The following is a 24,546-nucleotide window of genomic DNA, read 5'->3' as shown; positions in this document are numbered from 1 at the left end:
CAAGGATTTTGCATCGCGCGGGGCATCCATGCTGTGAACTTCCATCAATCCCGTGCTTGGGCACTTTCATAACAACCTGATCGGCATGGTTTGCAGACACTGCCAAAGCCGTACCTAAGCAGGATCACAGGATCACAGGATCACAGGATCACAGGATCAGGAATGGACCATATTCCAACCCAGAAAGGGCAGACAGGTGCAGCGTAGAATAGTGGCGCTCCCGCTTCCCTCAATTACGGCCATGTCACATTTACCCCTACTTGCTTTGTCGCCACTGGATGGGCGCTATTTGTCTAAAGTCGATACATTGCGGCCAATTTTTTCAGAATACGGCTTGATCAAATCCAGGGTGAAAGTCGAGATTGCATGGTTACTGGCGTTGGCCGCAGAACCAAACATTGTCGAGTTGGCGCCGTTCTCCGTTGCCGCGCAAACACGTCTGCGTGTGTTAGCAGACGGTTTGACCATTGAGCACGCCGCACGTGTGAAAGAGATTGAGCACACCACCAATCACGACGTAAAAGCAGTGGAATATTTCATCAAAGAGCAGCTTAAGGACGATATAGAGCTGCGCCGCGGACTGGAGTTTGTCCATTTCGCTTGCACCAGCGAGGACATCAACAACCTGTCCTATAGCTTGATGTTGCAACAAGCCAGAGATGACGTACTGCTCCCGACACTGGACGGTATCGCTACACATCTGCGCACCTTGGCCCATGCTCAGGCCGCACAACCGATGCTCTCACGCACCCACGGGCAAACCGCCTCCCCTACCACGCTGGGCAAGGAAATCGCCAATGTGGTAGCCCGTTTGGAACGCCAGCGCCATCAGATCGCCACGATTGCACTGAGCGGAAAGATCAACGGTGCTGTAGGCAATTACAACGCACATACCATCAGCTATCCGGAGGTCAATTGGCCTGCATTGGCACAACGTTTTGTTGAGAGCCTGGGCTTGGTCTTCAACCCATACACCACACAAATTGAGCCGCACGACACCATCGCCGAGATCAGCGACGCAATCCGCCGCGCCAACACCATTCTGATCGACTTGGCACGCGATCTTTGGGGCTATATCTCGTTGGGTTACTTCAAACAAAAGCTCAAGGAAGGTGAAATCGGCTCCTCAACCATGCCGCATAAAGTCAATCCGATTGACTTCGAAAATGCTGAAGGCAATTTCGGCGTGGCCAACGCATTATTTGAGCATTTTTCGACCAAGCTGCCGATCAGTCGCTGGCAACGTGACCTCACCGATTCCACCGTACTACGCGCACTCGGCACCGCGTTTGGCCATACTCAGGTGGCTTTAGATTCTTTAAACAAAGGGCTACACAAGCTCAGCCCAAATCCAGAACGCATTGACGCTGACCTGGACGTGGCATGGGAAGTGCTGGCCGAAGCAGTACAGACAATCATGCGCCGCCACAATCTACCCAACCCCTACGAGCAACTGAAAGCGCTGACCCGTGGTCAGGGCATCACCGCCGATTCGATGCGCGCTTTCATCGAAACCCTGGATCTGCCAACCGAAGCCAAACAGCGGCTGCACGATTTAACTCCAAGGGCTTATACCGGTCTGGCGAAGCAGTTGGCACTGAACATCTAAGTCAGTCGAAGAAGCGTGATGTAGGGCCATACATTGCAATGAATTTCCCAGAATATTCCGTCCGCACATCACAAATATCCCCATCAATTGATCATTCAAAAAGCCTCAACGCACCGAACATATCGCACAACACGTACAGCGCACGCTGACTCATTCCAAATCCAATACAGATGAAACGTTCCGTCCCTTTATTCCCGTTTGAAATTCAAGCAACCGATCAATATCCATTAGGCATGCCGGAGGAATATTTCCTGCATCACTATTGGCAAAAGCGCCCACTGCTGATCCGCAACGCGTTTCCTGACTTCCACAGCCCAGTGACTCCCGAGGATCTCGCCGGACTGGCTTGCGAAGAGGGTGTTCTCTGCCGCCTGGTCCGGCACAACCGCAACACCGACACCTGGGAGGTACGTCACGGACCTTTCCAAGAAGAGGAATTTCCCAAACTGCCTGACCATGATTGGACCCTGCTGGTCCAGGATGTAGATAAGTGGGACCAAGATGTGCGCGCACTCCTGGAACATTTCCGCTTTCTGCCACGCTGGCGGATTGATGACATCATGATTAGCTTCGCCGCCACTCACGGCTCGGTTGGTGCGCATGTCGACCAATACGATGTTTTCCTACTCCAGGGCCAAGGGCATCGCCATTGGCACATCGACGCCAGCGTCGCGATGGGTCGCAAGGCACCGCCTCTGGATTTCCGCAATGACGTAGACATCAAATTGCTGCGCCAATTTACTCCAACTCACGAATGGGTGTTGGCACCTGGTGACATGCTCTACTTGCCGCCACTGGTCCCACATCACGGGGTCGCCGATGATCCATGTTTGACTTACTCGTTGGGCATGCGTGCTCCATCTTCAGCCGAGTTAATTAGCGACTGGCTGGACACACTCATCAGTGAGGCGGACGAGGCAGTACGTTACCAAGATGCAGACCTCACACGACCCGAGGACCCCTACGAAATCGACGCCGCCGCGATGGATCGTGCGATCGCTGCTCTGAATGCATTGAGGATGCACGAGGATCCGGAGCAACTCGGCAATTGGTTCGGCCGTTTCATCACCACTTACCGCAGCTCCAACACGATCGTGCCTTACACGACAACACCACAGCGTGAGACGTTAGAACATGCCCTTGCCAGCGGTAGTGAACTCATACGTCATCCGTGGTCGCGTACCGCTTGGCGCCGTGCCAGCCGCGATGCCACATTGTTCTGTAGTGGCCTGGAATTCACACTTACATCTCAGGATGCACAACGCTTGGCCGCCGCCGAACGCATCGACATCCACGTTTACACAGCACTCTCCGAACGCGGCCGCGCCGCATTATTCGATCTCGTGGGGCAAGGCCACTACCAACTTGATGACAACACTCTGGACAACGACGCAAGCAACAAGGAAGCCTCCTCCGCGACACCCTGTCCCGAAGACTGATTGATATCCATATGCCCAATGATGGCTTAGCACACTGCTGAAGCACAGCGATGAGGAGTGCCACGATATAGTTAATGTATCGTGGCACGATCACAACCCTGTACATGAAGAGTCCTGCATCCCCACACAAAACACTGTGTATAACCGGCGGAATGGTATTGATAGAAGCTGCACGTTGCGATGGCAGAAACGACGTAAATCCAACACCTCCATGATTGAATTAACCATCGTGGGGATGGACGCGCAGACGACTAAGAACTCAGAAATAATCGGCGATCAGCACTCAAGCATCCCCACAGTAACTTCAATAACAGACTGTCTCCAGCATGGAAACATGGCAGCACAATTTCCAACAACACACTTCTTCAGCCTGGCCATCCATGCGTTTGGATCACGCGTCCAAAGATAAATACGAGCTGCTGTGCGATGCCGTTTGCGGAAATACTTTAATATGAGGCGATGAACAACAACAGCAGGAAAATTGCCCTCATGGGAGATCCAGTATGAACATACTAAAGTGATGTAATACTCAGACTTTCTTGCTAGGATCCGTGAGCATTTAAATGGGGTGGCATCTTCGTTACCGGATACATTGCGTCATCCGTTGGTTTATATGTAGCAACGATACCGTCACTCTAAATTGAGGCTGCGGTCATGCAAGCCTCCTCTCTTCAAACATCTGTTCAGGCACATTGAAATAAACAGCGCTTGCAGAGCAAATCGCATTGCACAACAGAATACAGAGTCGATTTGTACTGTTCCTATAGAATGCTGACACAAGACAAATAACGTAGCTGCAAAGCATGTCTTTACCGGAAGCAGATTAATTCTAATTTGAGAAAAAGCACGCAAGAAGGCTTACACATCAAGGTGCAAAACGCACCCTCGTTGATCAATCACATCGACACACATTCCGCGTCGTACCATCACACAAGCGCTGTGTGCAGAACATCGTTAGACAAGCATCGAAGCGATCATGCAGCGTCGCTCACCACGAATGACATCGCAACAAACCCCAGCAGGTGCACGTTGCACTTGCTCTGAGCACCTCAGCAATGGATAAAATCCATTGGAGGAACGTGCAATTACCACCTCCTTAAGGATTCATAGGGTTATAATTCAGTTCAGTGACTCTAGGACGTCGATTAGACATATCCTTGCATTGCAGACGTAGCCAACCCCCATCGACCCGACTAAGCATCGTGGACAATCTAATCAAGCAGTTTACCCAATCCTCTCCTCTGGCCGGCGGCAATGCCGCCTACATTGAAGATCTTTACGAGCAATGCCTTGTCTTGCCCAATAGCGTCGATCCCAAGTGGAAAGCTTACTTCGACGGTTTTAAGGGACGTGATGCAGGTGACATCCCACACTCGGCGGTCATCGCTCATATCACCGACACAGCCAAGCAAAGTGTCAAGCAGGGCCCAAGCGACGAACGGGAACGCAACATCGGCCGTCTCATCACTGCTTATCGCTCACGTGGCCATCTTGGTGCCCGAATCGATCCACTGGGGCTGACTCCGCCGAGTAACCCACCTGATCTAGATCTGCCATTTCATAATCTATCGCAAGCCGATCTCGATAATGAATTTAGCACGGGTGGCATCGGTGGCCAGCCACGGATGAAGCTACGCAATCTGCTCGCACACTTAAAAGCAACCTATACCGATACTATCGGCACAGAATTCATGCATATCTCTGAATTCGAACAGCGCCAGTGGATCTATCGACGTCTGGAAAATGTCGGCGGCAAAATTGCTAGTAACGCGACCAACCGCAAACGCATCCTCGAGCGTCTGACCGCCGCAGAGGGCCTGGAACGTTATCTGCATACGAAATATGTAGGACAGAAGCGCTTCTCTCTGGAGGGAGGTGATGCATTGATTCCGTTGATGGACACCTTGGTGCGTCAAGCCGGCAACAATGATGTCAAGGATATCGTGGTCGGTATGGCCCACCGCGGCCGACTAAACGTGCTGGTCAACACGTTGGGCAAAAATCCACGCAAATTGTTCGACGAGTTCGAGGGCAAGTTCGAGCACGCCCATCACGACCGCGCTCACACCGGTGACGTGAAATACCATATGGGCTTCTCAGCTGACATCGCCGTCAGCGATGGCAAGCAAGTACATTTGGCACTCGCCTTCAATCCATCGCACCTTGAAATCGTTGATCCAGTCGTTGCAGGGTCAGTACGTTCGCGTCAAGAGCGCTTCGGGGACACAGAACGCAAAACCGTGCTACCAATCCTGATCCATGGCGACGCTGCATTCGCCGGCCAAGGTGTGGTCATGGAACTGCTCCAGATGTCGCAGGCACGTGGCTTCGCAGTGGGCGGCACTCTGCATGTGATCATTAATAATCAAATCGGCTTCACCACAAGTGCGCGGGATGACGCTCGCTCCACTCCATACTGCACTGATGTCGCCAAAATGATCGGTGCACCAGTGTTCCACGTTAACGGTGACGATCCAGACGCCGTCGTTTTCGTAGCGCAACTGGCCTACGAATTCCGCCAGCAATTCAAAAAAGACGTAGTCATTGATCTAGTGTGCTACCGCCGCTGGGGACACAATGAGGCAGATGAACCGGCTGCAACGCAACCAGTGATGTACCAGACCATCCGGAAGCACAAAACCACCCGCGAGCTTTACGCAACCAAGCTAGAGGGCGAAGGCGTCATTGCTGCAGGCGAAGCCAAAGCAATGGTAGATGACTACAGAGCCAAACTGGACTCAGGCAAGTTCACCACTGAGCTTGCAAGCAAACACACGGATGAATTCGTCATCGACTGGTCCAAGTACCTGTCCGGAAAACTGGAGGATACGGTCAAGACCAGCGTGAAGCGTCAGACGCTGAACAAGTTGGCCGCACTCATCAATACCATTCCACCCACTGTGGAATTGCACCCACGTGTCGCCAAGATTTATGAAGACCGCATCAAAATGGCTGCTGGCGAACAGCCGTGTGACTGGGGCTTTGCCGAAAATCTGGCCTATGCCACGTTGCTGGCTGAAGGCCACAAGCTACGCTTGGTCGGCCAAGACGCCGGACGCGGCACCTTTTTCCACCGCCACGCCATCCTGCACGATCAAAAAACCGACAGCTATTATCTGCCGCTGCACCAACTGGTCAGCAACCCGGACGATGCGACGGTAATCGACTCGCTGCTCAGCGAGGAAGCCGTTATGGGCTTTGAGTATGGTTACTCGACCACCGATCCCAACACGCTGTGTATCTGGGAAGCCCAGTTCGGCGATTTTGCCAACGGTGCACAAGTGGTCATTGATCAATTCATCGCTGCCGGTGAGGTCAAATGGGGGCGAATTAGCGGCCTGTCGCTATTCTTACCGCACGGTTATGAGGGCCAAGGTCCGGAACATAGTTCCGCACGTTTAGAACGTTTCCTGCAATTGTGCGCACTGGAAAATATGCTGGTCTGCGTGCCCACCACTCCAGCGCAAGCATTTCACATGATCCGTCGACAGATGCGCATGTCCACGCGGAAACCGCTGATCGTCATGACGCCTAAATCACTGCTACGCCACAAACTGGCAGTCTCCACTTTGGACGAACTGGCTAACGGTAAGTTCCAACACATCATCCCAGACGATGCAGCTGACCCTAAACACGTCAAGCGCATCGTTATGTGTGCCGGCAAGGTCTATTACGACCTATTCGAAAACCAGCAGAAACGAAGCCAAAACGACGTAGCCATCATACGTATCGAGCAGTTGTATCCGTTCCCGCGTGCGTTGCTGGCCAGCGAACTAAAACGCTTCAACAAGGCTACCGATGTCGTTTGGTGCCAGGAAGAGCCGCAAAACCAAGGTGCGTGGTACCAAATCAAGCATCACCTACAAGCCGTATTGGCACATGCTCAGAGGCTTCACTATGCCGGCCGCTCAAGTTCTCCATCTCCAGCCGTTGGGCACATGGCAGAACATATGGCCGAGCAAGAAAGCCTCGTTGCCGATGCACTGTTGAATCCGTTCAACAATCATGTCGCTGAATAATCATTCTTCACAAGAACAAGAATCCCTAGGACACATCCAGAATGAGCACCGAAGTTAAAGTCCCGGTATTACCTGAATCCGTTTCAGACGCCACCATTGCCAGCTGGCACAAAAAAGCCGGTGAGATTGTCAAACGCGATGAGAACATCGTCGACCTGGAGACCGACAAAGTTGTATTGGAAGTCCCCTCCCCTGTCGACGGCGTCTTGAAAGAAATCAAATTCGACGCCGGCAGTACTGTCACCAGTAATCAAGTTCTGGCAATCATTGAAGAAGGCAGCATCGTTACTGCACCCTCTCCAGCACCCTCTCAGGTGATTGATCAGAAACCGGTTGCTGTATCCGCTCCAGCCGCCAAATCCAACGTTGACAGTCTGCCTCCAGGTGCTCGTTTCACGGCAACGACCGAAGGTATTGACCCAGCCCAGATCGAAGGAAGTGGGCGCCGTGGTGCTGTCACCAAAGAAGATATCATCAACTTTGCTAAGCAAAATGGAGCCGCCCGCGCCAGCGGTACGCGTTTAGAAGAACGCATCCCAATGACCCGTATCCGGCAACGCATCGCCGAACGCCTCATGCAGTCGAAGAACTCCACTGCGATGCTGACCACCTTTAATGAAATCAACCTGGCCAAAGTCTCAAACATACGCAAAGAGCTACAGGAAGAATTCCAGAAAGCCCACGGTATCAAATTGGGCTTCATGAGCTTTTTCGTGAAAGCCGCCGCCAATGCACTACAGCGCTTCCCCTTGGTCAACGCATCAATTGACGGTACAGACATCATTTACCACGGATATAGCGATATTTCGATCGCGGTATCCACCGATAAAGGCTTAGTCACGCCAGTACTGCGCAACGTCGAACGGATGTCTTTCGCCGACATTGAGCATCGCATCGCCGATTACGCCAAGAAGGCACGCGACGGCAAATTAAGTCTAGAAGAGTTGCAGGGAGGCACCTTCACCGTCACCAACGGTGGCACCTTTGGCTCATTGCTCTCGACTCCAATCGTTAACCCGCCACAAAGCGCGATTTTAGGGATGCATACCATCAAAGAGCGCCCCATTGCTGAGAACGGCAACATTGTGATTGCGCCAATGATGTACGTGGCACTGTCATATGATCACCGCATCATTGATGGCAAAGATTCGGTTCAATTCTTGGTGGACATCAAAAATCAATTGGAAGACCCCGGGCGGATGCTGTTCGGCTTATAAGGAAGAGATTCACACATGGATGCAACATTGATCGCTCTTATAAGTACGACAGTCATCGCGATAGCAACCGTCGTCGCCGCAATCATCAATACCTTTGGTCATATCAAAGTCTCACGTGAAAGCGAAGCAAAGGAAAAATTGAGAGACGACTTAGATCGACTCAAGATTGAAAACGACTATCTGCGAAAAAATCTGGTGTACTTACTGCGTCAATGTACTGGCTACCACCAGTTGGAAGACATTTATTTCAAGCAGCGACATCCCAATGAGAGTGATACAAAAAAATCCATTTATCGACGGCAAGCAAATGATCTATGCGGCATTTATCCACGAATGAGTAAAAAAGAATGCCAATAATACATAGACAAAATAAAAAGCGGTCAAGATAACTACTCATTGATTGACGTTGCAATCAAACAAGAACAGGAAAACAGCAATGAGTGAACATTACGACGTCGTTGTTATCGGAGCCGGTCCAGCTGGCTATCACGCTGCAATCCGCGCCGCCCAACTGGGTCTGAAGGTCGCTTGCGTCGATGCAGCACTCGGCAAGGACGGTAAGCCAGCGCTTGGAGGCACGTGTCTACGCGTGGGATGCATCCCTTCCAAAGCACTGCTGGACTCTTCCCGCCAGTACTGGAACATGGGACATCTATTCAACGAACATGGCATCAGTTTCAAAGATGCCAAGATGGATATTGCCACGATGATCGCCCGCAAAGACAAAATCGTGAAACAGTTCACCGGTGGCATTGCGATGCTCTTCAAAGCAAACAAAATCACTCCCTACTATGGATTTGCCCAATTGCAACCTGGCAACGTGGTCAAAGTGAAACAACACGAGGGTAAGAACATCGAACTGAAAGGCGCCAACGTGATCCTGGCATCAGGCTCGGATTCCGTTGAACTGCCATTTGCAACGTTCGACGGTGAAACGATTGTCGACAATATCGGTGCCCTGGACTTTACAAAAGTCCCAAAACGCTTGGCGGTGATCGGTGCCGGAGTCATCGGTCTGGAATTAGGCAGCGTATGGAAACGCCTAGGTGCGGAAGTCACTATTCTTGAAGCAATGCCAAACTTTCTAGCTGCAGTTGACGCCGATGTCGCCAAAACCGCCGCCAAGGAATTCAAGCAACAGGGGCTGGACATTAAACTCGGCGCTAAGGTCTCCCGAACCGAAATTTCAAGTAAAAACAACAAAAAAGAAGTCATCGTTACCTACACTGACGCCTCCGGTAAGCAGACACTCACTGTCGACAAACTATTAGTGGCTGTCGGGCGCAAGGCCGCAACCAAGGGATTGCTTGCAGATGGCACGGGGGTACAGCTCAACGAACGTGGCCAGATCGTGGTGGACGAACACTGTCATACCGGTGTCGACGGTGTCTGGGCCATTGGCGACTGTGTACGCGGCCCGATGTTGGCTCACAAAGGCTTCGAAGAGGGGATCGCAGTAGCTGAATTGATCGCGGGCCTGCCAGGCCATGTGAACTTTGAAACCATCCCATGGGTCATCTACACAGAGCCGGAAATCGCCTGGGTTGGTAAGACTGAGCAAGAACTCAAAGCAGACAACATTCCTTACAAAGCTGGATCCTTCCCGTTCGCCGCAGTCGGTCGCGCCGTTGCGATGGCCGAGCCATCTGGTTTTGCGAAAGTCCTAGCACATGCAGAAACTGATCGCGTGTTAGGTTTACATCTGATCGGTGTGAACGTCTCCGAATTGGTACATGAAGGGGTATTGGCTATGGAATTTAGTGGCTCAGCTGACGATCTCGCACGGATCTGCCACGCCCACCCAACCTTATCGGAAGCAATCCACGACGCAGCTATGGCGGTCAGCAAGCGCTCAATCCATAAAGCAAACTGATCTCCCTCAAGTAGCTCCGCATTAGGCATCGTTCTAAGGACTCCAGAACGATGCCTTTTTGTGCTTTTTACTCACATCCGTGTCCTATAGCGTCCTCCTAAGCCGTCAAGAATAAAAGCAATAACCATCTCCGCTAAGGCAAGGATGGAATCTAGTAGCTGTATTCACACGCCTGATACTCCCTTCCCTGCCACTTCATTTAGACAATGATTGCATCAGGCTTATGCAAAACAGCACACTACGGAAATAAAGCATTATCATGGCTACTAACAAAGTAAGTAGGAATAGATCGAACACTACTGTGTTAATGAATACAATGCCATTCTGGCTACTTTGAAAGAAAATATGCGTTATTCAGAAAAAATAAATACACAGCATTTTCAACAATCCGATTAATAGCTCCAGAAAAAATGTAATCTTTGAAGATAGATTGTCAGATTAAAGAATTTAACTTAAGTAGCGCCACCATAAATTTCAAAAAACTGTTTTATATTTATATTCAATCAAACTTACCGTCTCACCCATGCCAATCAAGGTATGACAAGCTGTAAATGCTTCTGTCACCAAGCAATTGTGATTGAAATCAGGTAGAACTTGGTCATCTCAACACGCTGTCTGTCAATCCAATGCCATGATGTCATAGCAGAACAAACATTACAGCGATAAAAACAATACTGAATGCCACATCGCTATGAAGTGGTGAGCAGTCATGAGACGACGAACAACCATAAAGTAATCAGAGACTCGAGAAGTGAGACCCCAGTGCTGGGTTTCCGCTAATTATTCAAAAATTCATTGGACGAATTCTTTAAATGAAGCAATCTTAAATAAAGAAGAATGCAAACCGTTAAATATAATCGATTGCAACCACATGAGCCGTGATCATCCTTCTTTTAACTATTATTTATACTGTATGGTCTAAAAGCTATGCCCCTTAATTATGCTCATTACACACAAAAGAAAGCCCTCTGCAGAGGGCTTTCCTTAAAACTGCTTTAACGGCGAATTTCCCATCTGCAAACATCACAGTAAATCATGCGTATGCATTAACGCAACACCACGCGACCACTAACCAAGCGCACGTAAGCCTTCTCAGTGACACCACCCAAATCAGCTTGGTTGACCACAATCACACGGCCATCGTCCATACGCACCTGGATATCGTAGCTATCTTTGGTGACATTGTTCTGAATCGTACTGCCCGCTAAGGCACCCGCAGCAGCCCCACCCAACGTGGATATGTTTTGATTACCTTTACTTCCTCCAGTCTTCTTGGAGATCTGGCGTCCAGCCACTGCGCCGACAACGCCACCGATCACGGCACCGACACCCGTCGGAGCAGAGCGGTTGGACTGCACAACATTGATTCGAGTCACAACACCACAGTCAATGCAACGCTGTTGGTTATAACCCCCACCATACCCACCGCCATAACCAAGCCGAGCTGTATTGCAACCAGCTACAGTAACAGTTGCAAGCAGAGCAAAGGGGAGGATACGTATGTTCATTGTCAGTTCTCCATATTAAATAAAACGGCCTAGCCGCCCCACGATCCTCCACACAAAGAGATGAACATAACGCAAATCATGGCAAAAGGCGGATGGTAACGGTTAGGTCAAAGTGGCCTAAGCATCTCAATGCATGTGCATCTTTCACTGCCGGTCGACTCAGTCAAGAAGCGTGCCATTCATGCATTACCTGTATCAGCAAGCGTCGCAGAGTATAACTGACCTAGCGCCACGAGCGAAACAGAGCGTGATATCGATATGATTGCACAGTTACACAACTCCCCCAGCACCGTATCAATGCCCTGGACTTTTCCAATTAGATAGTTGTTTCCGAAAAGCACTATCAAATCATATGCAAGCATTTATACATCCAGGACAGCATATTGGTGCTGCTTTTAGTATGCCATCCGCTTTACATCACCCAATAGGCAACACGTACTCCATCCCCCCTAACGATCAATCCGTAGATGGTGACACATGGCAAGCACCATCGAGATAGGAAAAATGAACGCACAGATTGGCCAAGACCGAAATGTAGAGCGTTGTGGCAACTCCTCTCCCAGGAAGAGAACTCATGAAATGAGCGCTCTCCACTCAGCAATAAGCCTCATAACAGCATCCATATTAAAGACCTGTGCAACTCCATAGACGCTCTATGACAACAGCTGCAACTGAGCAGCTTACTCCTTTCAAAAACATCTATAGAAATATTTAACACCCGTTATAGGGGGAATCGAGTGGTAGAGACACAAGACAAGGAAATACATGACATGAGGAATGAACACTGGGGCGAACGCTTCTCCGGTATCGATCGGCTATATGGCCTAGGCACGGTTGCACGGCTGTCGACATGTCGTGTGGCGGTCATCGGAATAGGTGGAGTCGGTTCGTGGATTGTCGAAGCACTTGCACGCTCGGCTATAGGGTACATGAGCTTGATTGACGCAGACGATCTCTGTATCTCCAATACCAATCGCCAGCTACCTGCACTGATAGGTCAATACGGAAGGAACAAAGCGCAGGCAATGGCTGAACGTTGCCGTGCAATTAATCCCAGGATCAACGTGTCAGCAACAGAGTTATTTTTGGCAAGGAGCAACATGGAAGCACTGCTTGGGGAAAATTTCGATTTGATTATTGATGCTTGCGACAGCTTTCGGATCAAAGTTGAAACTATCGTTTCCTGTCGGCGCCATAAACAACCCCTGATCACCGTTGGTGCTGCAGGGGGACGTACTGAACCGACTCTAGTGCGGGTACGCGATATCTCTCGAACGGAACACGATACGCTGCTTGCTTTGATCCGTAAGAAATTGCGTAGCGAATTCCATTTTCCCAAGAATCCGAAACGCTATTTTGGTGTGCCCGCAGTGTATTCATTGGAGAATGTGAAATATCCACAAGCTGACGGTAGCGTCTGTGGAATACGACCATCATTAATCAGCAACGCAGCACTGAATCTAGATTGCAGCACAGGCCTTGGCGCAGCAACTCACGTCACTGGTGCATTTGCCTTTGCTGCAACTGGCAAAGCAATTGAGATGTTACTCACACCAAAGAAAAGATAAGTAAGGATTCACATTCGCTCTTGTTCATTACGCTGTACTTGCGGGGTAACGAAATAACACGGAAACACGCGATTAATAAAAAGTGAATAAAGTGACAATAAAAATCCAGGCCTTATTACGCACCGAATCTCTCAAGGCAATTCAATTCCAGGTTCGGCAGGTACAGCGGGAAACTTATATTGACCAAGCTTTCCACGCGGGGGGATATAGAAAAGCGCTGCAACGCCACGTTGCTAAAAGATGTAGATCAATGATGGAGCCTGGGCCGCATTCAGTCATAGACCAGAGGCACCACACAGGCAGATATCCGTCACTGCAACACTGCATCCAGACGACATGAGGCAATATTGACGCGCTTGTCACTGAAGAAGCGTTTTTATCGCCAACAGATTAGTGCTCAGGCGGATGGATTTTTTCCTGCCTGCGTCTGGAAGCATCGGCAATCCTGGCTATCGTGACCAGAATGGCAGAAAACGCCACAACCGGTAAAAAAAGGGGTTTATTATCAGTGACAACAAGCATAAAAACCAAGCAACATAAACTAAAAATGTAGGACTTCTGATCTAAACCGTGAATCTTCATGAATATTTCCCTTTGCATGGATCGCACAATACCAAGAGGGGCCCAGAACGGGTCCTAGACCCCTTGAAGGAGATCAATCCGAATTCAAAAAAGATAATGCCCCATCATCGCGCCGTGCATGCCGCCACTCACCGCGCCTGCAAACGCACCAACAGGGCCACCAGCCAGAAAACCAAGACACGCGCCGATCGTAACACCCATAGCAAAACCTTGGCTAGTACCACCGTGGGTACCAACGACGCATTCAATCTCTTCGATTTTTAACTCACGCATTGCATTACTCATTGATAGCACTCATCCATTCAGAGGAAATACAGGGCAGCACATATGCCACCACCAATCAGTGCCCCGAAAGCACAACCCACAGGACCACCAACAAAATGGCCAGCAAGGGCACCTGCTCCGGCTCCTTCCAGGAACGCGGCAGCAGCGCCACCCTGACCATCAACTTTTAAAGCTTCTTCATACGTCAACTCTCTCATCACTCGACTCATTGACATTAAGATGCACCCCGACCGTGTGCGTGGACCGATGATACCTAAGCATCGGCTTTCTATTTCCTCCAATGCTGCGATCATTGACTAAACGCAGCTGCTTCTTGGAGAGAGGTATTTATATCACTACTTTTTTCAAAAGTGAGATTAATTTCAAAAAATATCCGGGTTAATTTCAAAATAGACGCTGTAGCACTTACAAAACGATCAGGCCGCTGTCGTATTCAGTAAAACAGGGTTTTCCTGTCCGATAAGACTGAGCAGTAACTACGCTGCAATGCGCTGCTAAGGACAGCTTGCTGAATATGGAAACAACATCGTTCCAATTGCTGCCGTGACCGGCCAAATGGTCTGCACGAGAAGCCTCCATACCACACAAAGCGTCCCTTTATCAGGCAGGGAGATACCCTACCAGACGGAACGGTACAAGGGCCCAGAAGAAGGACGAATCAGCTCAAGATACCAATGCGCGGAATTACCCGCACGGCCAGATGATGCTCGAATCGAGCATCACATGTATGTATTGCAAGACATTAATTGCAGCAATTAGGTTAAAACAGAGTGGAATCAGAAAAACAAGATAAAGATAGCACTGCCAGAAAGGAGCAGAGTACTTTGCAAAGGCATGGTTCTTGATCTCCTCTACAAGGTTTAATCCATATTCCCACTTTTTTCTCTGTATGAAACGGTATACAGCTATTCACAGACGAACGCGCCGGTCATGCACGGTACCGAGTATCGCCCAGCACTGTGCACTTGATGGGAACCGGGTCAACGCGTTCCGTACAGAACAACGGTTTTGCCGCGCGCATGTAACAGACCATCCGCTTGCAACTTCTTAAGCACACGTCCAGCCATTTCACGCGAGCATCCAACCAGACGCGCAAGCTCCTGACGTGACACCCTCAACTGTGTACCCTGAGGATGACTCATTGCCTCTGGATCGCGAGCCAGATCATGTAAGGTGCGCAAGATCCGATCCCCCACATCCAGAAAAGCCAGACGACTCGCCTTACGGGTGGTAAGCAATAAACGCTTAGATAACTGCATACCTATCGCATACAAAATCCGCGGCGCATCACTCGCTAAACTGCCTTGCAACAGCTGGTGCAAGCGCTCGTAACTTACCTCAGCCAATTCACACTGAGTCCGTGTACGTAAGATGACTTCACGAGCATCGGATTCGATGAATAAACCCATCTCACCCACAAACTCACCTGCTCCGAAATAGCCAAGAACCAGCTCACGATGATCGTCTTCCTCGGCGATGATGCTGATAGACCCGCTGATAACATAGTAAAGGGTTCCAGCAGGGTCACCAGGCCTAAACACATCCGTTCGGTTGGGGTAGCGGCGTCGATGACTGTGAGCCAAGAAGCGCTCGATCGCCGCATTGTCGAGAGCTAAAGGCGGAGTAGCGTTACGTACCGTTGTCACACTCGTAGTGTTCCCTATAGTCATATTAGGTCCGCATTCCAATCCGCTAAGCTTAGCGGTCTTCATTGCCACGCGTAAACCATCACTAGCAATGGCATTTCGCTGCTGAGAACTTTGCCGCATAATTTCTTCTTCCCGCTTCTCTCTTATTCCAGGATCAGCCGACATGGTCAAGCCATTGCCTCGCCTGAGGTTACAAGGATTCAACAACCTCACCAAGGCGCTGAGCTTCAATATCTACGACGTATGCTACGCACGTACCGAAGAGGAGCGTCAGCGTTACATCGATTATATTGACGAGCGCTATGACGCTGATCGCCTGACTCAGATCCTAACCGACGTGGCTGAGATCATCGGGGCTAACATCCTCAATATCGCCCGACAAGATTACGATCCCCAAGGAGCCTCAGTCACCATTTTGATCTCCGAAGAGCCTGTAATCGATAAAAAGCAAGCAGGCAAAGAATTGATCTCCGATGCAGTGGTTACGCACATGGATAAGAGTCACATCACGGTTCACACCTATCCTGAGACCCATCCACAGGAAGGGATCGCAACTTTCCGTGCTGATATCGACGTGGCAACCTGCGGGGTCATATCGCCACTCAAAGCACTGAACTATTTGATCGAAAGCCTGGAGTCAGACATCGTGATCATGGATTACCGTGTACGCGGCTTCACGCGTGACGTAAAGGGAAAAAAGCATTTCATTGACCATAAAATCAACTCGATCCAGAACTTTCTTTCCAAAAGCATCAAGTCACGCTACGAAATGTTCGATGTGAACGTGTACCAGGAAAATATCTTTCACACAAAAATGCATTTGAAAGACTTTGATCTGGATCAGTATCTGTTTGAAGAAAAAGCAAGGAATCTTTCATTCAAGGAACGCATGAAAATAGAAGCATTACTCAAACTTGAAATTGAGGAGTTATTTCACGGACGCAATTTGGCCGAATAAGCGTTTTGGAACTTCGTGACAAGCCCTGTGAACATGTCAGGGTTGTTTTTCTCCTTGTGAGTCATGCACAACGCCTTAGCACACTTCTACGTCAATATTAGGAGAAGTGAAGACAAAACCAAGCCGAATCAAATATAGATAATCAGCATGACTAGTCATGTCCCAAGCTCAAATTCGGTAAGCAACGACTTTCATTAGGCGTGCCGCCCACGCCATCGCCCCTGTAATCGGTGAAGGTAACAAACGCGCCCCAGCGTGGTCAGCTTGGTCAGCGTGGCGGGCCTCCTCCACCTTCATCACACGGAGGATCTCGCGGCTACGCGCATCGCTCTCCGGAAGAACCTGCAAGTGTTTCTCCAAATGTGCCTCAACTTGACGCTCTGTCTCGACCACAAACCCCAAACTCCACGGATCACCAAGCAATCCAGCAAAAACACCCAAGATATAACTGCCGGAGTACCAAAACGGATTGAATAAGCTTGGTCTGCTCTCCAATTCATACAATCGATCTGAGCACCAAGACAAATGGTCAGTTTCCTCTTGAGCCGCTTTCAACAAGTGCCGACGCAACTCCTGCTTGCGCGCAACCAAAACCTGACCAAAGTACAGCCCCTGGGCACAGATCTCGCCAACATGATTAATTCGCATGAGTCCCGCAGCATGCCGACGATCTTTGGGGGACAGTAACAGATTAGGAAAAGCGTTGGCAGGACTGGGACGCTGCGCAACTGGATGACCGAAAACCACCTCAAACACACGCTGAGTTTCTATCAACAATGAATCCAGATGGCTGTGGCGGCGTGTCGAAAGAGTAGCGTCCATGTGCAACATTGTCACAGCATCACTATTCTCTTGCCAACACCGTACTTGGTACTTGCACATAATGCCAACCTTCAAGTAGGATCCACGAAGATTCTTGTAATTCCAAAAACTATTCCAACAGCTTTTGTTGTATTACAACAAATAATTTTAACAACGCGCGGCAGAGTTCCTTCGAGTGCATCCGGTGGAATGAGCCCGACAACCATATTAAGATTCCTTAATGACTACGTTCACTGCAAAAAACGAGACCGTACAGCGTGACTGGTATCTTGTTGACGCCGAAGGCAAGACCCTCGGTCGCCTTGCAACAGAGTTGGCGCGCCGCCTACTCGGCAAAACGAAACCTGTCTACACTCCCCATGTTGATACAGGCGATTATCTTGTCGTGATTAATGCCGAGAAGGTCGTTGTTACAGGCAAAAAACTCACTGATAAGTACTACCACCGCTTCACCGGATATGTAGGCAATCTTAAGAGTGAGAGCCTCGGACAAGCGCTGCAACGCCATCCGGAGCGAGTGCTTGAGATCGCAGTCAAAGGCATGCTTCCGAAAGGGCCACTAGGCCGCGCTATGTACCGCAAGCTTAAAGTCTACACGGGCTCCAAGCATCCACACACCGCGCAGCAGCCACAAGTTCTGGACATATAAATCAATGCCTATCACACAAAACTACGGCACTGGTCGCCGCAAATCCTCCACCGCCCGCGTATTTCTACGTAAAGGGTCAGGTAATATTAGTGTCAATGGTCGTCCTCTGGATGAGTTCTTCGGTCGGGAAACCGCACGCATGATCGTTCGCCAACCACTTGAATTGACCAAAAACGTCTCAAACTTCGATATTTTAATCACTGCAACTGGTGGCGGTACAACTGGCCAAGCAGGAGCGATTCGTCTTGGTATTGCAAGGGCATTAGTAGAATATGATACGTCACTGAAACCTGAGCTGCGTAAGGCTGGCTTTATGACTCGTGACCCACGTGAAGTCGAACGCAAGAAAGTAGGCCTACACAAAGCCCGCCGCGCCACCCAATTTTCTAAGCGTTAATACTAAAGCTCCCTTCCCCGCCATCCGAGCAGTTCTCGGGTCGGGGAATAGCTCATTGAATGTGGTGGTCCATCTATACATTGTCAGCACCTCACGTTGTTTGAGCCGCTGTTCCTGGTGACTCTATTCGCGTTATTACGCGCGGTTGCTGTCAGACATCCACAATAGGGCCTTCATCTGATAAGCACATTGGAAGATGTAAGAGTCTCTTTACCCTTACCTAGCATCTTTGTAGTCACGCTCGCGATGACCTGTGTAAATTTGGCGCGGCCTGCTGATTTTCATCTCCGGGTCGACTTGCTGCTCAAGCCAATGAGAAACCCACCCTGCGGTACGCGCGATGGCAAACATCACTGTAAACATTTCCAAAGGAATGTTGATGGCTTTGTAGATGATGCCCGAATAAAAATCAACGTTAGGGTACAACTTACGCTGCACAAAGTAATCATCCTTCAGCGCTGCCTCTTCCAACTTTAATGCTACTTCCAGTAGCGGATCGTTCACACCTAACTCACCAAGAACTGTGTGTGCCATCTCACGGATGATTTTCGCACGTGGATCAAAATGTTTATAGACACGATGGCCGAAACCCATCAAACGGAATGGAGAGTTTTTGTCCTTGGTTTTCGCTTTTGCAATAACCAAGTCAACATTCTTAGCATCACCAATCTCCTCCAACATCTTTAACACGGCCTCATTAGCGCCGCCGTGTGCCGGTCCCCACAACGCGGTGATACCCGCGGCAACCGATGCATAAGGATTAGCGCCAGTCGAACCCACCAAACGGACTGTTGATGTCGAAGCGTTCTGCTCATGATCAGCATGCAAAATAAACAGTAAATCCAGAGCTTTGATCACGACTGGATTCAACTGCAGCGGTTCACTAGGCACTTCAAACATCATATGCAAAAAGCGCTCGACATAACCAAGATTGTTTCGTGGATAACGGATCGGCCAGCCAATCGAGTAGCGATGCGCTGCCGCTGCAAGCGTCGGCACCTTAGCGATCAAACGAATTGCAGCTAAGCGACGTTGCTCAAGATCGTTCAAATCAAGGGTATCGTGGTAGAACGCCGACAGCGAAGCCACCGAAGCAGCCAACATAGCCATTGGATGTGCATCATAATGAAAACCGCCAAGAAAGTTCTTCAACGACTCATGCATCATCGTGTGATGCGTAATTTCATCATCAAACTTGGCAAACTCGTCTTTTCTCGGTAACTCACCGTTCATCAACAAATAAGCGACCTCCAAAAAACTGGAGTGCTCGGCTAACTGCTCAATCGGATAGCCGCGGTACAACAACACACCCTTTTCACCATCAATGTAAGTGATGGCAGACTTACAGCTTGCAGTTGCCGTAAAACCAGAGTCGTAAGTAAACAGCCCGGTTTCCTTTGTCAACTTGGCAATATCAACGCAACCATTACCTAACGTGGGTTTCAAAACCGGTAAAACGAGAGAAGTCTCACCAGCATTGAGCGTGACCTTATCAAGATCGGACATAGCGTGGGCTCCTTAACAATGGAAAGACGCCCAAACGGCAAACCGTAAGGGCGGTTGTTAGGTATCAAAGAATAATGCGCTTGAGCTATTACAGACATCCACAAAAAAAGATGTATGCAAAGGAAACCACCTTAATAGTTGAGCGCTTATAGATCCGCCTCTTGGGTTATCCTTAAAACGCTCATGCAATCTGCGTGAATCGCAAAATACATAAAAAATAGGCAACTTAACGTGCGTAACGCTTTTTAAACTTATCAATACGACCACTCGTGTCCACAAGTTTATGCTTACCTGTATAAAAGGGATGCGAGGCCGAGGATATTTCAACCTTGACCAACGGATACTCCAGTCCGTCTTCCCACAAAGTAGTTTCCTTAGTCCCCATGGTGGAACGGGTGAGAAACTTGAAATTGGAAGTCACATCGTGAAAGACAACTTCACGATAAATTGGATGAATTTCGGGCTTCATAGCTCACACCGTAAGAGCTGCTAGACAAGGCTGCAAGTGTAGTCATGCCAACATCGGAAATGCAAGAAACCCATATTAGATCTGCTGATGAGTCGAATTAGCCCTCAAATTACAGCAGAAAAATAACAACTTAATCATCTACACTGCTTTCACAGCATAGTACAGGACTTCGAATCTCATCAATCACAACAAACGGCTTTCACGCTCACAAGTAAAACAGACCTGTGCCGGGGAGATAACCGCTTCCCTCAACAAAACACAATTTCATAGTTTTCGATCACGAAGCTCCAATTTCTTTGACACATTGCACTAATGGAAATGGGAAATTAGTTAAACCAAAGCCATCAATTCCCAGAGTTTTGTACAACCAAAGACACAAGCGGAACAATCTCTTTACTTCCTCACAATAATTTTTTGCATGAACACACCTGCCCCGAAGCTGCCCATATCGCAAATTGGCTAGCTGAACGTATTCAACAGCGATTGAGAGCAGAAGGTACTGCGGTAACATGCAGACACACTACTCAATCAGACACCTACATAGCACGCTGCTGACTCAGAGTAAGAGCAACGTTATTACGCAAATACACTGGCTCTACGCATTCTGGAGCAACACCCTCGCCACGTGACAACACCGATATTGCCAAAGCCAAGACATCACCTGCGTGCGGCATAGCAAACGCATCAGTAGCTGCCAACCGCGACGCCAGACACCGCTGCAGTAAGCCATGACTTGCTGCAAGGCCGGTACCGACTGCATGCCAATCACGATCACTTCCCGGTAATACGATGCTATCCGGTACGCAAACACCTTCTGGGCCACTCGGCACCAGTATGCCGTTACATCGCACGAAAATTGCGGCATATACCTCACCCATACGAGCATCAATGGTCGCCAGCACACGTGGTGCATCGGGCAAGGCACGCATGGCAAGGACGTGCAGAGTCGAGATGGGTAATAAAGGCTTATCCAAAGCCAACGCAATCCCCTGGGCCAGACTGATCCCCAGACGCACACCAGTGAAGGCACCTGGGCCGCACCCAAGTGCAATCGCATCAAGCTGCCGACGACTGATGCCCGCCTCGGCCAAGAGCTGCTCAGCCCATGACAATACGAGTTCAGCATGGCGACGAGGCGCAATTTCAAAACGCTCCAAAACACACCCATCGACCTGCACGGCAACCGAACATGCCTCAGTGGACGTTTCGAAGGCAAGCAGCTTCATGAAAGAGCAAGAAACCTTAAATAATCCGCAATCTTAACACCAACATCTAAGCATCCCTGACTCCAAAATAACAACGGGTAAGTAACCCACAGACTCGCGCTTAACTCCGACACGACCGGAAAAGCTACCGACCTTTGTACAGTACCGCGGTCTGAGGCAAGTCAAACAACTCCTTTGGCAATTCCTTGAACATGCTAGAAAACCTCTCCAGAAATGTCGTCATCGCAGAACTGCGTCGCCACACCATGGCGATTCGGCGACTAGGCTGTTTGTCCAAAGGAAAATTAATCAGACGAATACTTTCCGAACAGACTACCGGCGGCTTGACTGAGAGCAACGGCAGCAGCGTGATACCCACATTAGCAACGACCATCTGTCGCAAAGTCTCCAAGCTCGTAGCCTGAAACTCCGACTTCTCCGATGCACCCGTCATATGGCACACATCTAATGCCTGCTCACGCAGACAGTGGCCATCTTGCAGTAACAACAAACGTTCGTCGGCTAATTCTTCCATCGTCATCTCACGACGTGTAGCCAACGGATGCCCCTCTGGGACTGCCAACACGAACGGCTCCTCAAACAAAAATTCTGTGTGCAATTGTTCATCATGTAACGGCAATGCCAACAACGCTGCATCCAACTTACCTTCACGCAACTGTGCGAGCAATTCGTCACTTTTCTCCTCAACCAGCAACAGTTCCAATTGTGGAAAACGATAACGGATACTCGGTACTACGTGGGGCAACAAATACGGACCGAGGGTTGGGAAAATACCCAAACGCACGGCACCAGCCTCCGGATCACGGCTACGCCGCGCAGCTTCCTTCATTTCCTCAACCTCGGCAACAATGCTACGCGCACGGATCGCCGCTTCGCGCCCAGCCGGGGTCATCATGACCTTACGCGGCGCACGCTCGACTAACGACACGCCAAGCTCGCCTTCCAACTTCTTGATTTGCGTAGATAGCGTCGGCTGACTGACAAAACATGCAGTTGCAGCACGGCCAAAGTGCTTGTAATCGGCCAGAGCAATCAGATATTTCAAGTCACGCAGGTTCATAAAGCCAAACCTCGCGGCAAAGGAGGGAATGTAATTCCACACTTAGGTATTGCAACAACATCAAGACTAAGCAACATAAAGTTAAACCGCTGTACTGCATTGGCTCACGCTGCCTGTGCCTGAGCAATTCCAGTAATTTCAACCACATTACGAATCAGATAATCGAAAGCACTCAACGCGGCTTTAGACCCCTCCCCCATCGCAATAACAATCTGCTTATACGGCACCGTGGTCGCATCACCAGCAGCGAACACACCTGGTAAGCTGGTATGACCACGTTCATCAACGACAATTTCTCCACGGGGAGACAATTCCACCCTACCTTTCAACCACTCGGTATTGGGTAACAGACCAATCTGCACAAACACTCCTTCCAACGCCAATATAAAGCTTCCACCAGTACTGCGATCAACATAGACCAAACCAGTCACCTTCTTTCCATCACCACGTACCTCGGTGGTCTGGGCACCCATGATGACTTCCACATTCGACATACTGCGTAGCTTGCGTTGCAATACTTCGTCGGCACGCAGTTTGGTATCGAACTCAAGCAACGTGACATATGAAGCAATTCCAGCCAAATCGATCGCTGCCTCGACTCCCGAATTACCACCGCCAATCACCGCGACACGCTTACCCTTGAACAACGGGCCATCACAATGCGGACAATAAGCAACCCCCTTGTTTCGATACTCATCCTCACCAGGCACATTCATCTGACGCCAACGTGCACCCGTAGAGAGAATCACTGTGCGGCTGCTCAGCGACGCACCACTGGCCAATCTGACCTCGATAAAGCCGTTCTCTCCAGCCGGTACCAACGTCTCGACACGCTGCAAATTCATGATATCGACCTCATACTGACGCACATGCTGCTCCAGCGCCGCAGCCATCCTCGGGCCATCAGTTTCCGGAACAGATATGAAGTTCTCGATCGTCATGGTATCCAACACTTGGCCACCAAAGCGCTCAGCGACCAAACCCGTCCGGACCCCCTTGCGCGCAGCATATACCGCCGCTGCAACACCAGCCGGACCGGCACCAACCACCAACACGTCAAAAACAGCCTTAGCCTGGATACTCTCGGCTGTGCGCTTGGCCGCACCACTATCAAGCTTGGCAACAATCTGTTCCAACGTCATACGCCCCTGACCAAACAGCTCGCCATTCAAATACACCGTTGGTACTGACATAATCTGGCGCGCCTCAACCTCATCCTGGAACAATGCACCGTCAATAGCCACATGCTCAATCTGCGGATTCAACACCGCAGCCATATTCAGTGCCTGCACCACATCCGGGCAACTCTGACAAGAAACTGAAAAATAGGTCTCAAAACGATAATGACCATCCAGGTTACGTACCCGCTCAATAAGATCATCAGCCACTTTAGGAGGATGCCCACCAACCTGTAACAACCCAAGCACCAATGAAGCAAACTCGTGCCCCATCGGCAAACCAGCAAAACGTATCGAAATACTCTCTCCTGGAGTACTCAACCCAAAGGATGGCTTTCGCTTATCATCGTCACGATGCACCTCCAGAACGACCTTCTTGCCCGAAAGCAGCACAATATTTTCGAGTAAATCGAGCATCTCACGCGACTTGTGACTCTCGTCGACAGAAGCATGAATATGAATGGAGCGAATCACCCGATCCAAATAGGCTTTCAGCTGAGCCTTCAAACTTTCATCAAACATAACTATCTCC

The 24,546-nt window shown here is 49.8% G+C and carries 21 protein-coding genes; 10 read left to right on the top strand and 11 right to left on the bottom strand.

Translation table 11 applies throughout. The features are described from left to right. Window positions 1–241: 241 nt before the first annotated feature. From purB to lpdA, 6 genes are all read left to right on the top strand, one after another. Window positions 242–1,609, top strand: coding sequence for an adenylosuccinate lyase (gene purB, locus F7G16_RS07560; protein WP_038232871.1), 1,368 nt, complete (start codon window positions 242–244; stop codon window positions 1,607–1,609). Between the two features lie 170 nt (window positions 1,610–1,779). Then, complete coding sequence (locus F7G16_RS07555; RefSeq protein WP_038232869.1) at window positions 1,780–3,048, top strand: ribosomal protein uL16 3-hydroxylase; 1,269 nt, start codon at window positions 1,780–1,782, stop codon at window positions 3,046–3,048. A 1,202-nt stretch (window positions 3,049–4,250) separates the two neighbouring features. Continuing rightward, entirely contained in the window at window positions 4,251–7,067 is a 2,817-nt protein-coding gene (locus tag F7G16_RS07550) for a 2-oxoglutarate dehydrogenase E1 component (RefSeq protein ID WP_038232867.1), read from the top strand. Between the two features lie 41 nt (window positions 7,068–7,108). Then, the gene (gene sucB, locus F7G16_RS07545) at window positions 7,109–8,284 is read left to right on the top strand and encodes a dihydrolipoyllysine-residue succinyltransferase (RefSeq protein WP_004087876.1); all 1,176 of its coding nucleotides are present in this window, start codon (window positions 7,109–7,111) and stop codon (window positions 8,282–8,284) included. 15 nt (window positions 8,285–8,299) lie between these two features. After that, window positions 8,300–8,641, top strand: a complete 342-nt coding sequence (locus F7G16_RS07540) for a hypothetical protein (RefSeq protein ID WP_004087875.1) — start codon at window positions 8,300–8,302, stop codon at window positions 8,639–8,641. A gap of 79 nt (window positions 8,642–8,720) precedes the next feature. Next, the gene (gene lpdA, locus F7G16_RS07535; RefSeq protein WP_004087874.1) at window positions 8,721–10,157 is read left to right on the top strand and encodes a dihydrolipoyl dehydrogenase; all 1,437 of its coding nucleotides are present in this window, start codon (window positions 8,721–8,723) and stop codon (window positions 10,155–10,157) included. Window positions 10,158–11,203: 1,046 nt separating this feature from the next. Here the strand turns inward: lpdA and F7G16_RS07530 are convergent. Beyond that, a complete protein-coding gene (locus tag F7G16_RS07530) occupies window positions 11,204–11,665 on the bottom strand; it encodes a glycine zipper 2TM domain-containing protein (protein WP_004087873.1) in 462 nt (153 codons plus the stop codon). A gap of 770 nt (window positions 11,666–12,435) precedes the next feature. Here F7G16_RS07530 and F7G16_RS07525 point away from each other — a divergent pair. Next, window positions 12,436–13,233, top strand: coding sequence for a tRNA threonylcarbamoyladenosine dehydratase (locus tag F7G16_RS07525; protein WP_004087872.1), 798 nt, complete (start codon window positions 12,436–12,438; stop codon window positions 13,231–13,233). A 666-nt stretch (window positions 13,234–13,899) separates the two neighbouring features. Here the strand turns inward: F7G16_RS07525 and F7G16_RS07515 are convergent. From F7G16_RS07515 to crp, 4 genes are all read right to left on the bottom strand, one after another. After that, window positions 13,900–14,100 carry a hypothetical protein gene (locus F7G16_RS07515; protein WP_004087870.1) on the bottom strand — a complete coding sequence of 67 codons (201 nt, stop codon included), beginning with the start codon at window positions 14,098–14,100 and terminating at the stop codon, window positions 13,900–13,902. Window positions 14,101–14,117: 17 nt separating this feature from the next. After that, window positions 14,118–14,309: a Blp family class II bacteriocin gene (locus F7G16_RS07510; RefSeq protein ID WP_243857828.1), complete on the bottom strand. Its 192-nt coding sequence runs from the start codon at window positions 14,307–14,309 to the stop codon at window positions 14,118–14,120. A gap of 196 nt (window positions 14,310–14,505) precedes the next feature. Continuing rightward, the gene (locus F7G16_RS07505) at window positions 14,506–14,679 is read right to left on the bottom strand and encodes a hypothetical protein (RefSeq protein ID WP_225621606.1); all 174 of its coding nucleotides are present in this window, start codon (window positions 14,677–14,679) and stop codon (window positions 14,506–14,508) included. A 401-nt stretch (window positions 14,680–15,080) separates the two neighbouring features. Further along, window positions 15,081–15,770, bottom strand: coding sequence for a cAMP-activated global transcriptional regulator CRP (gene crp, locus F7G16_RS07500; RefSeq protein ID WP_011097770.1), 690 nt, complete (start codon window positions 15,768–15,770; stop codon window positions 15,081–15,083). Between the two features lie 142 nt (window positions 15,771–15,912). On the opposite strand from crp, the gene speD reads away from it, so the two are divergent. After that, window positions 15,913–16,707 carry an adenosylmethionine decarboxylase gene (gene speD, locus F7G16_RS07495; protein WP_004087867.1) on the top strand — a complete coding sequence of 265 codons (795 nt, stop codon included), beginning with the start codon at window positions 15,913–15,915 and terminating at the stop codon, window positions 16,705–16,707. A 168-nt stretch (window positions 16,708–16,875) separates the two neighbouring features. On the opposite strand, the gene coq7 is transcribed toward speD, so the two are convergent. Then, the gene (gene coq7, locus F7G16_RS07490) at window positions 16,876–17,529 is read right to left on the bottom strand and encodes a 2-polyprenyl-3-methyl-6-methoxy-1,4-benzoquinone monooxygenase (RefSeq protein ID WP_011097769.1); all 654 of its coding nucleotides are present in this window, start codon (window positions 17,527–17,529) and stop codon (window positions 16,876–16,878) included. Window positions 17,530–17,749: 220 nt separating this feature from the next. Here coq7 and rplM point away from each other — a divergent pair, with 220 nt between their 5' ends. Beyond that, the gene (gene rplM, locus F7G16_RS07485; RefSeq protein ID WP_004083669.1) at window positions 17,750–18,178 is read left to right on the top strand and encodes a 50S ribosomal protein L13; all 429 of its coding nucleotides are present in this window, start codon (window positions 17,750–17,752) and stop codon (window positions 18,176–18,178) included. A gap of 4 nt (window positions 18,179–18,182) precedes the next feature. After that, window positions 18,183–18,575, top strand: a complete 393-nt coding sequence (gene rpsI / locus F7G16_RS07480; protein ID WP_004087865.1) for a 30S ribosomal protein S9 — start codon at window positions 18,183–18,185, stop codon at window positions 18,573–18,575. Window positions 18,576–18,791: 216 nt separating this feature from the next. On the opposite strand, the gene F7G16_RS07475 is transcribed toward rpsI, so the two are convergent. The 5 genes from F7G16_RS07475 to ahpF all read right to left on the bottom strand — a co-directional run bounded on the left by F7G16_RS07475 (window position 18,792) and on the right by ahpF (window position 24,536). Then, on the bottom strand, window positions 18,792–20,081 hold the full coding sequence (locus tag F7G16_RS07475) for a citrate synthase (RefSeq protein WP_004087864.1): 1,290 nt from the start codon (window positions 20,079–20,081) through the stop codon (window positions 18,792–18,794). Window positions 20,082–20,307: 226 nt separating this feature from the next. Beyond that, window positions 20,308–20,550: a type B 50S ribosomal protein L31 gene (locus F7G16_RS07470; protein WP_004087863.1), complete on the bottom strand. Its 243-nt coding sequence runs from the start codon at window positions 20,548–20,550 to the stop codon at window positions 20,308–20,310. 536 nt (window positions 20,551–21,086) lie between these two features. Continuing rightward, on the bottom strand, window positions 21,087–21,776 hold the full coding sequence (gene tsaB / locus F7G16_RS07465) for a tRNA (adenosine(37)-N6)-threonylcarbamoyltransferase complex dimerization subunit type 1 TsaB (RefSeq protein ID WP_004087862.1): 690 nt from the start codon (window positions 21,774–21,776) through the stop codon (window positions 21,087–21,089). A 124-nt stretch (window positions 21,777–21,900) separates the two neighbouring features. After that, window positions 21,901–22,836 (bottom strand): LysR substrate-binding domain-containing protein, encoded by a 936-nt coding sequence (locus F7G16_RS07460; RefSeq protein WP_004087861.1) that lies wholly within the window; start codon window positions 22,834–22,836, stop codon window positions 21,901–21,903. 104 nt (window positions 22,837–22,940) lie between these two features. Beyond that, a complete protein-coding gene (gene ahpF / locus F7G16_RS07455; protein WP_004087860.1) occupies window positions 22,941–24,536 on the bottom strand; it encodes an alkyl hydroperoxide reductase subunit F in 1,596 nt (531 codons plus the stop codon). Window positions 24,537–24,546 lie beyond the last annotated feature (10 nt).

Origin of the sequence: Xylella fastidiosa, from assembly GCF_011801475.1 — a bacterium.
In the GTDB taxonomy this organism is placed as follows: Bacteria; Pseudomonadota; Gammaproteobacteria; order Xanthomonadales; family Xanthomonadaceae; genus Xylella; species Xylella fastidiosa.
Note: the sequence above shows the minus strand (reverse complement) of the source record. Positions and strands in the feature narration are given on the sequence as shown.

What these genes read in the sequence shown, in the direction of transcription:
- purB (WP_038232871.1), top strand. Translation starts at nt 242, where the DNA reads ATGTCACATTTACCCCTACTTGCTTTGTCGCCACTGGATGGGCGCTAT.
- F7G16_RS07555 (WP_038232869.1), top strand. Translation starts at nt 1,780, where the DNA reads ATGAAACGTTCCGTCCCTTTATTCCCGTTTGAAATTCAAGCAACCGAT.
- sucB (WP_004087876.1), top strand. Translation starts at nt 7,109, where the DNA reads ATGAGCACCGAAGTTAAAGTCCCGGTATTACCTGAATCCGTTTCAGAC.
- F7G16_RS07540 (WP_004087875.1), top strand. Translation starts at nt 8,300, where the DNA reads ATGGATGCAACATTGATCGCTCTTATAAGTACGACAGTCATCGCGATA.
- lpdA (WP_004087874.1), top strand. Translation starts at nt 8,721, where the DNA reads ATGAGTGAACATTACGACGTCGTTGTTATCGGAGCCGGTCCAGCTGGC.
- F7G16_RS07530 (WP_004087873.1), bottom strand. Translation starts at nt 11,665, where the DNA reads ATGAACATACGTATCCTCCCCTTTGCTCTGCTTGCAACTGTTACTGTA.
- F7G16_RS07525 (WP_004087872.1), top strand. Translation starts at nt 12,436, where the DNA reads ATGAGGAATGAACACTGGGGCGAACGCTTCTCCGGTATCGATCGGCTA.
- F7G16_RS07515 (WP_004087870.1), bottom strand. Translation starts at nt 14,100, where the DNA reads ATGAGTAATGCAATGCGTGAGTTAAAAATCGAAGAGATTGAATGCGTC.
- F7G16_RS07510 (WP_243857828.1), bottom strand. Translation starts at nt 14,309, where the DNA reads ATGAGTCGAGTGATGAGAGAGTTGACGTATGAAGAAGCTTTAAAAGTT.
- F7G16_RS07505 (WP_225621606.1), bottom strand. Translation starts at nt 14,679, where the DNA reads ATGGAGGCTTCTCGTGCAGACCATTTGGCCGGTCACGGCAGCAATTGG.
- crp (WP_011097770.1), bottom strand. Translation starts at nt 15,770, where the DNA reads ATGACTATAGGGAACACTACGAGTGTGACAACGGTACGTAACGCTACT.
- speD (WP_004087867.1), top strand. Translation starts at nt 15,913, where the DNA reads ATGGTCAAGCCATTGCCTCGCCTGAGGTTACAAGGATTCAACAACCTC.
- coq7 (WP_011097769.1), bottom strand. Translation starts at nt 17,529, where the DNA reads ATGGACGCTACTCTTTCGACACGCCGCCACAGCCATCTGGATTCATTG.
- rplM (WP_004083669.1), top strand. Translation starts at nt 17,750, where the DNA reads ATGACTACGTTCACTGCAAAAAACGAGACCGTACAGCGTGACTGGTAT.
- rpsI (WP_004087865.1), top strand. Translation starts at nt 18,183, where the DNA reads ATGCCTATCACACAAAACTACGGCACTGGTCGCCGCAAATCCTCCACC.
- F7G16_RS07475 (WP_004087864.1), bottom strand. Translation starts at nt 20,081, where the DNA reads ATGTCCGATCTTGATAAGGTCACGCTCAATGCTGGTGAGACTTCTCTC.
- F7G16_RS07470 (WP_004087863.1), bottom strand. Translation starts at nt 20,550, where the DNA reads ATGAAGCCCGAAATTCATCCAATTTATCGTGAAGTTGTCTTTCACGAT.
- tsaB (WP_004087862.1), bottom strand. Translation starts at nt 21,776, where the DNA reads ATGAAGCTGCTTGCCTTCGAAACGTCCACTGAGGCATGTTCGGTTGCC.
- F7G16_RS07460 (WP_004087861.1), bottom strand. Translation starts at nt 22,836, where the DNA reads ATGAACCTGCGTGACTTGAAATATCTGATTGCTCTGGCCGATTACAAG.
- ahpF (WP_004087860.1), bottom strand. Translation starts at nt 24,536, where the DNA reads ATGTTTGATGAAAGTTTGAAGGCTCAGCTGAAAGCCTATTTGGATCGG.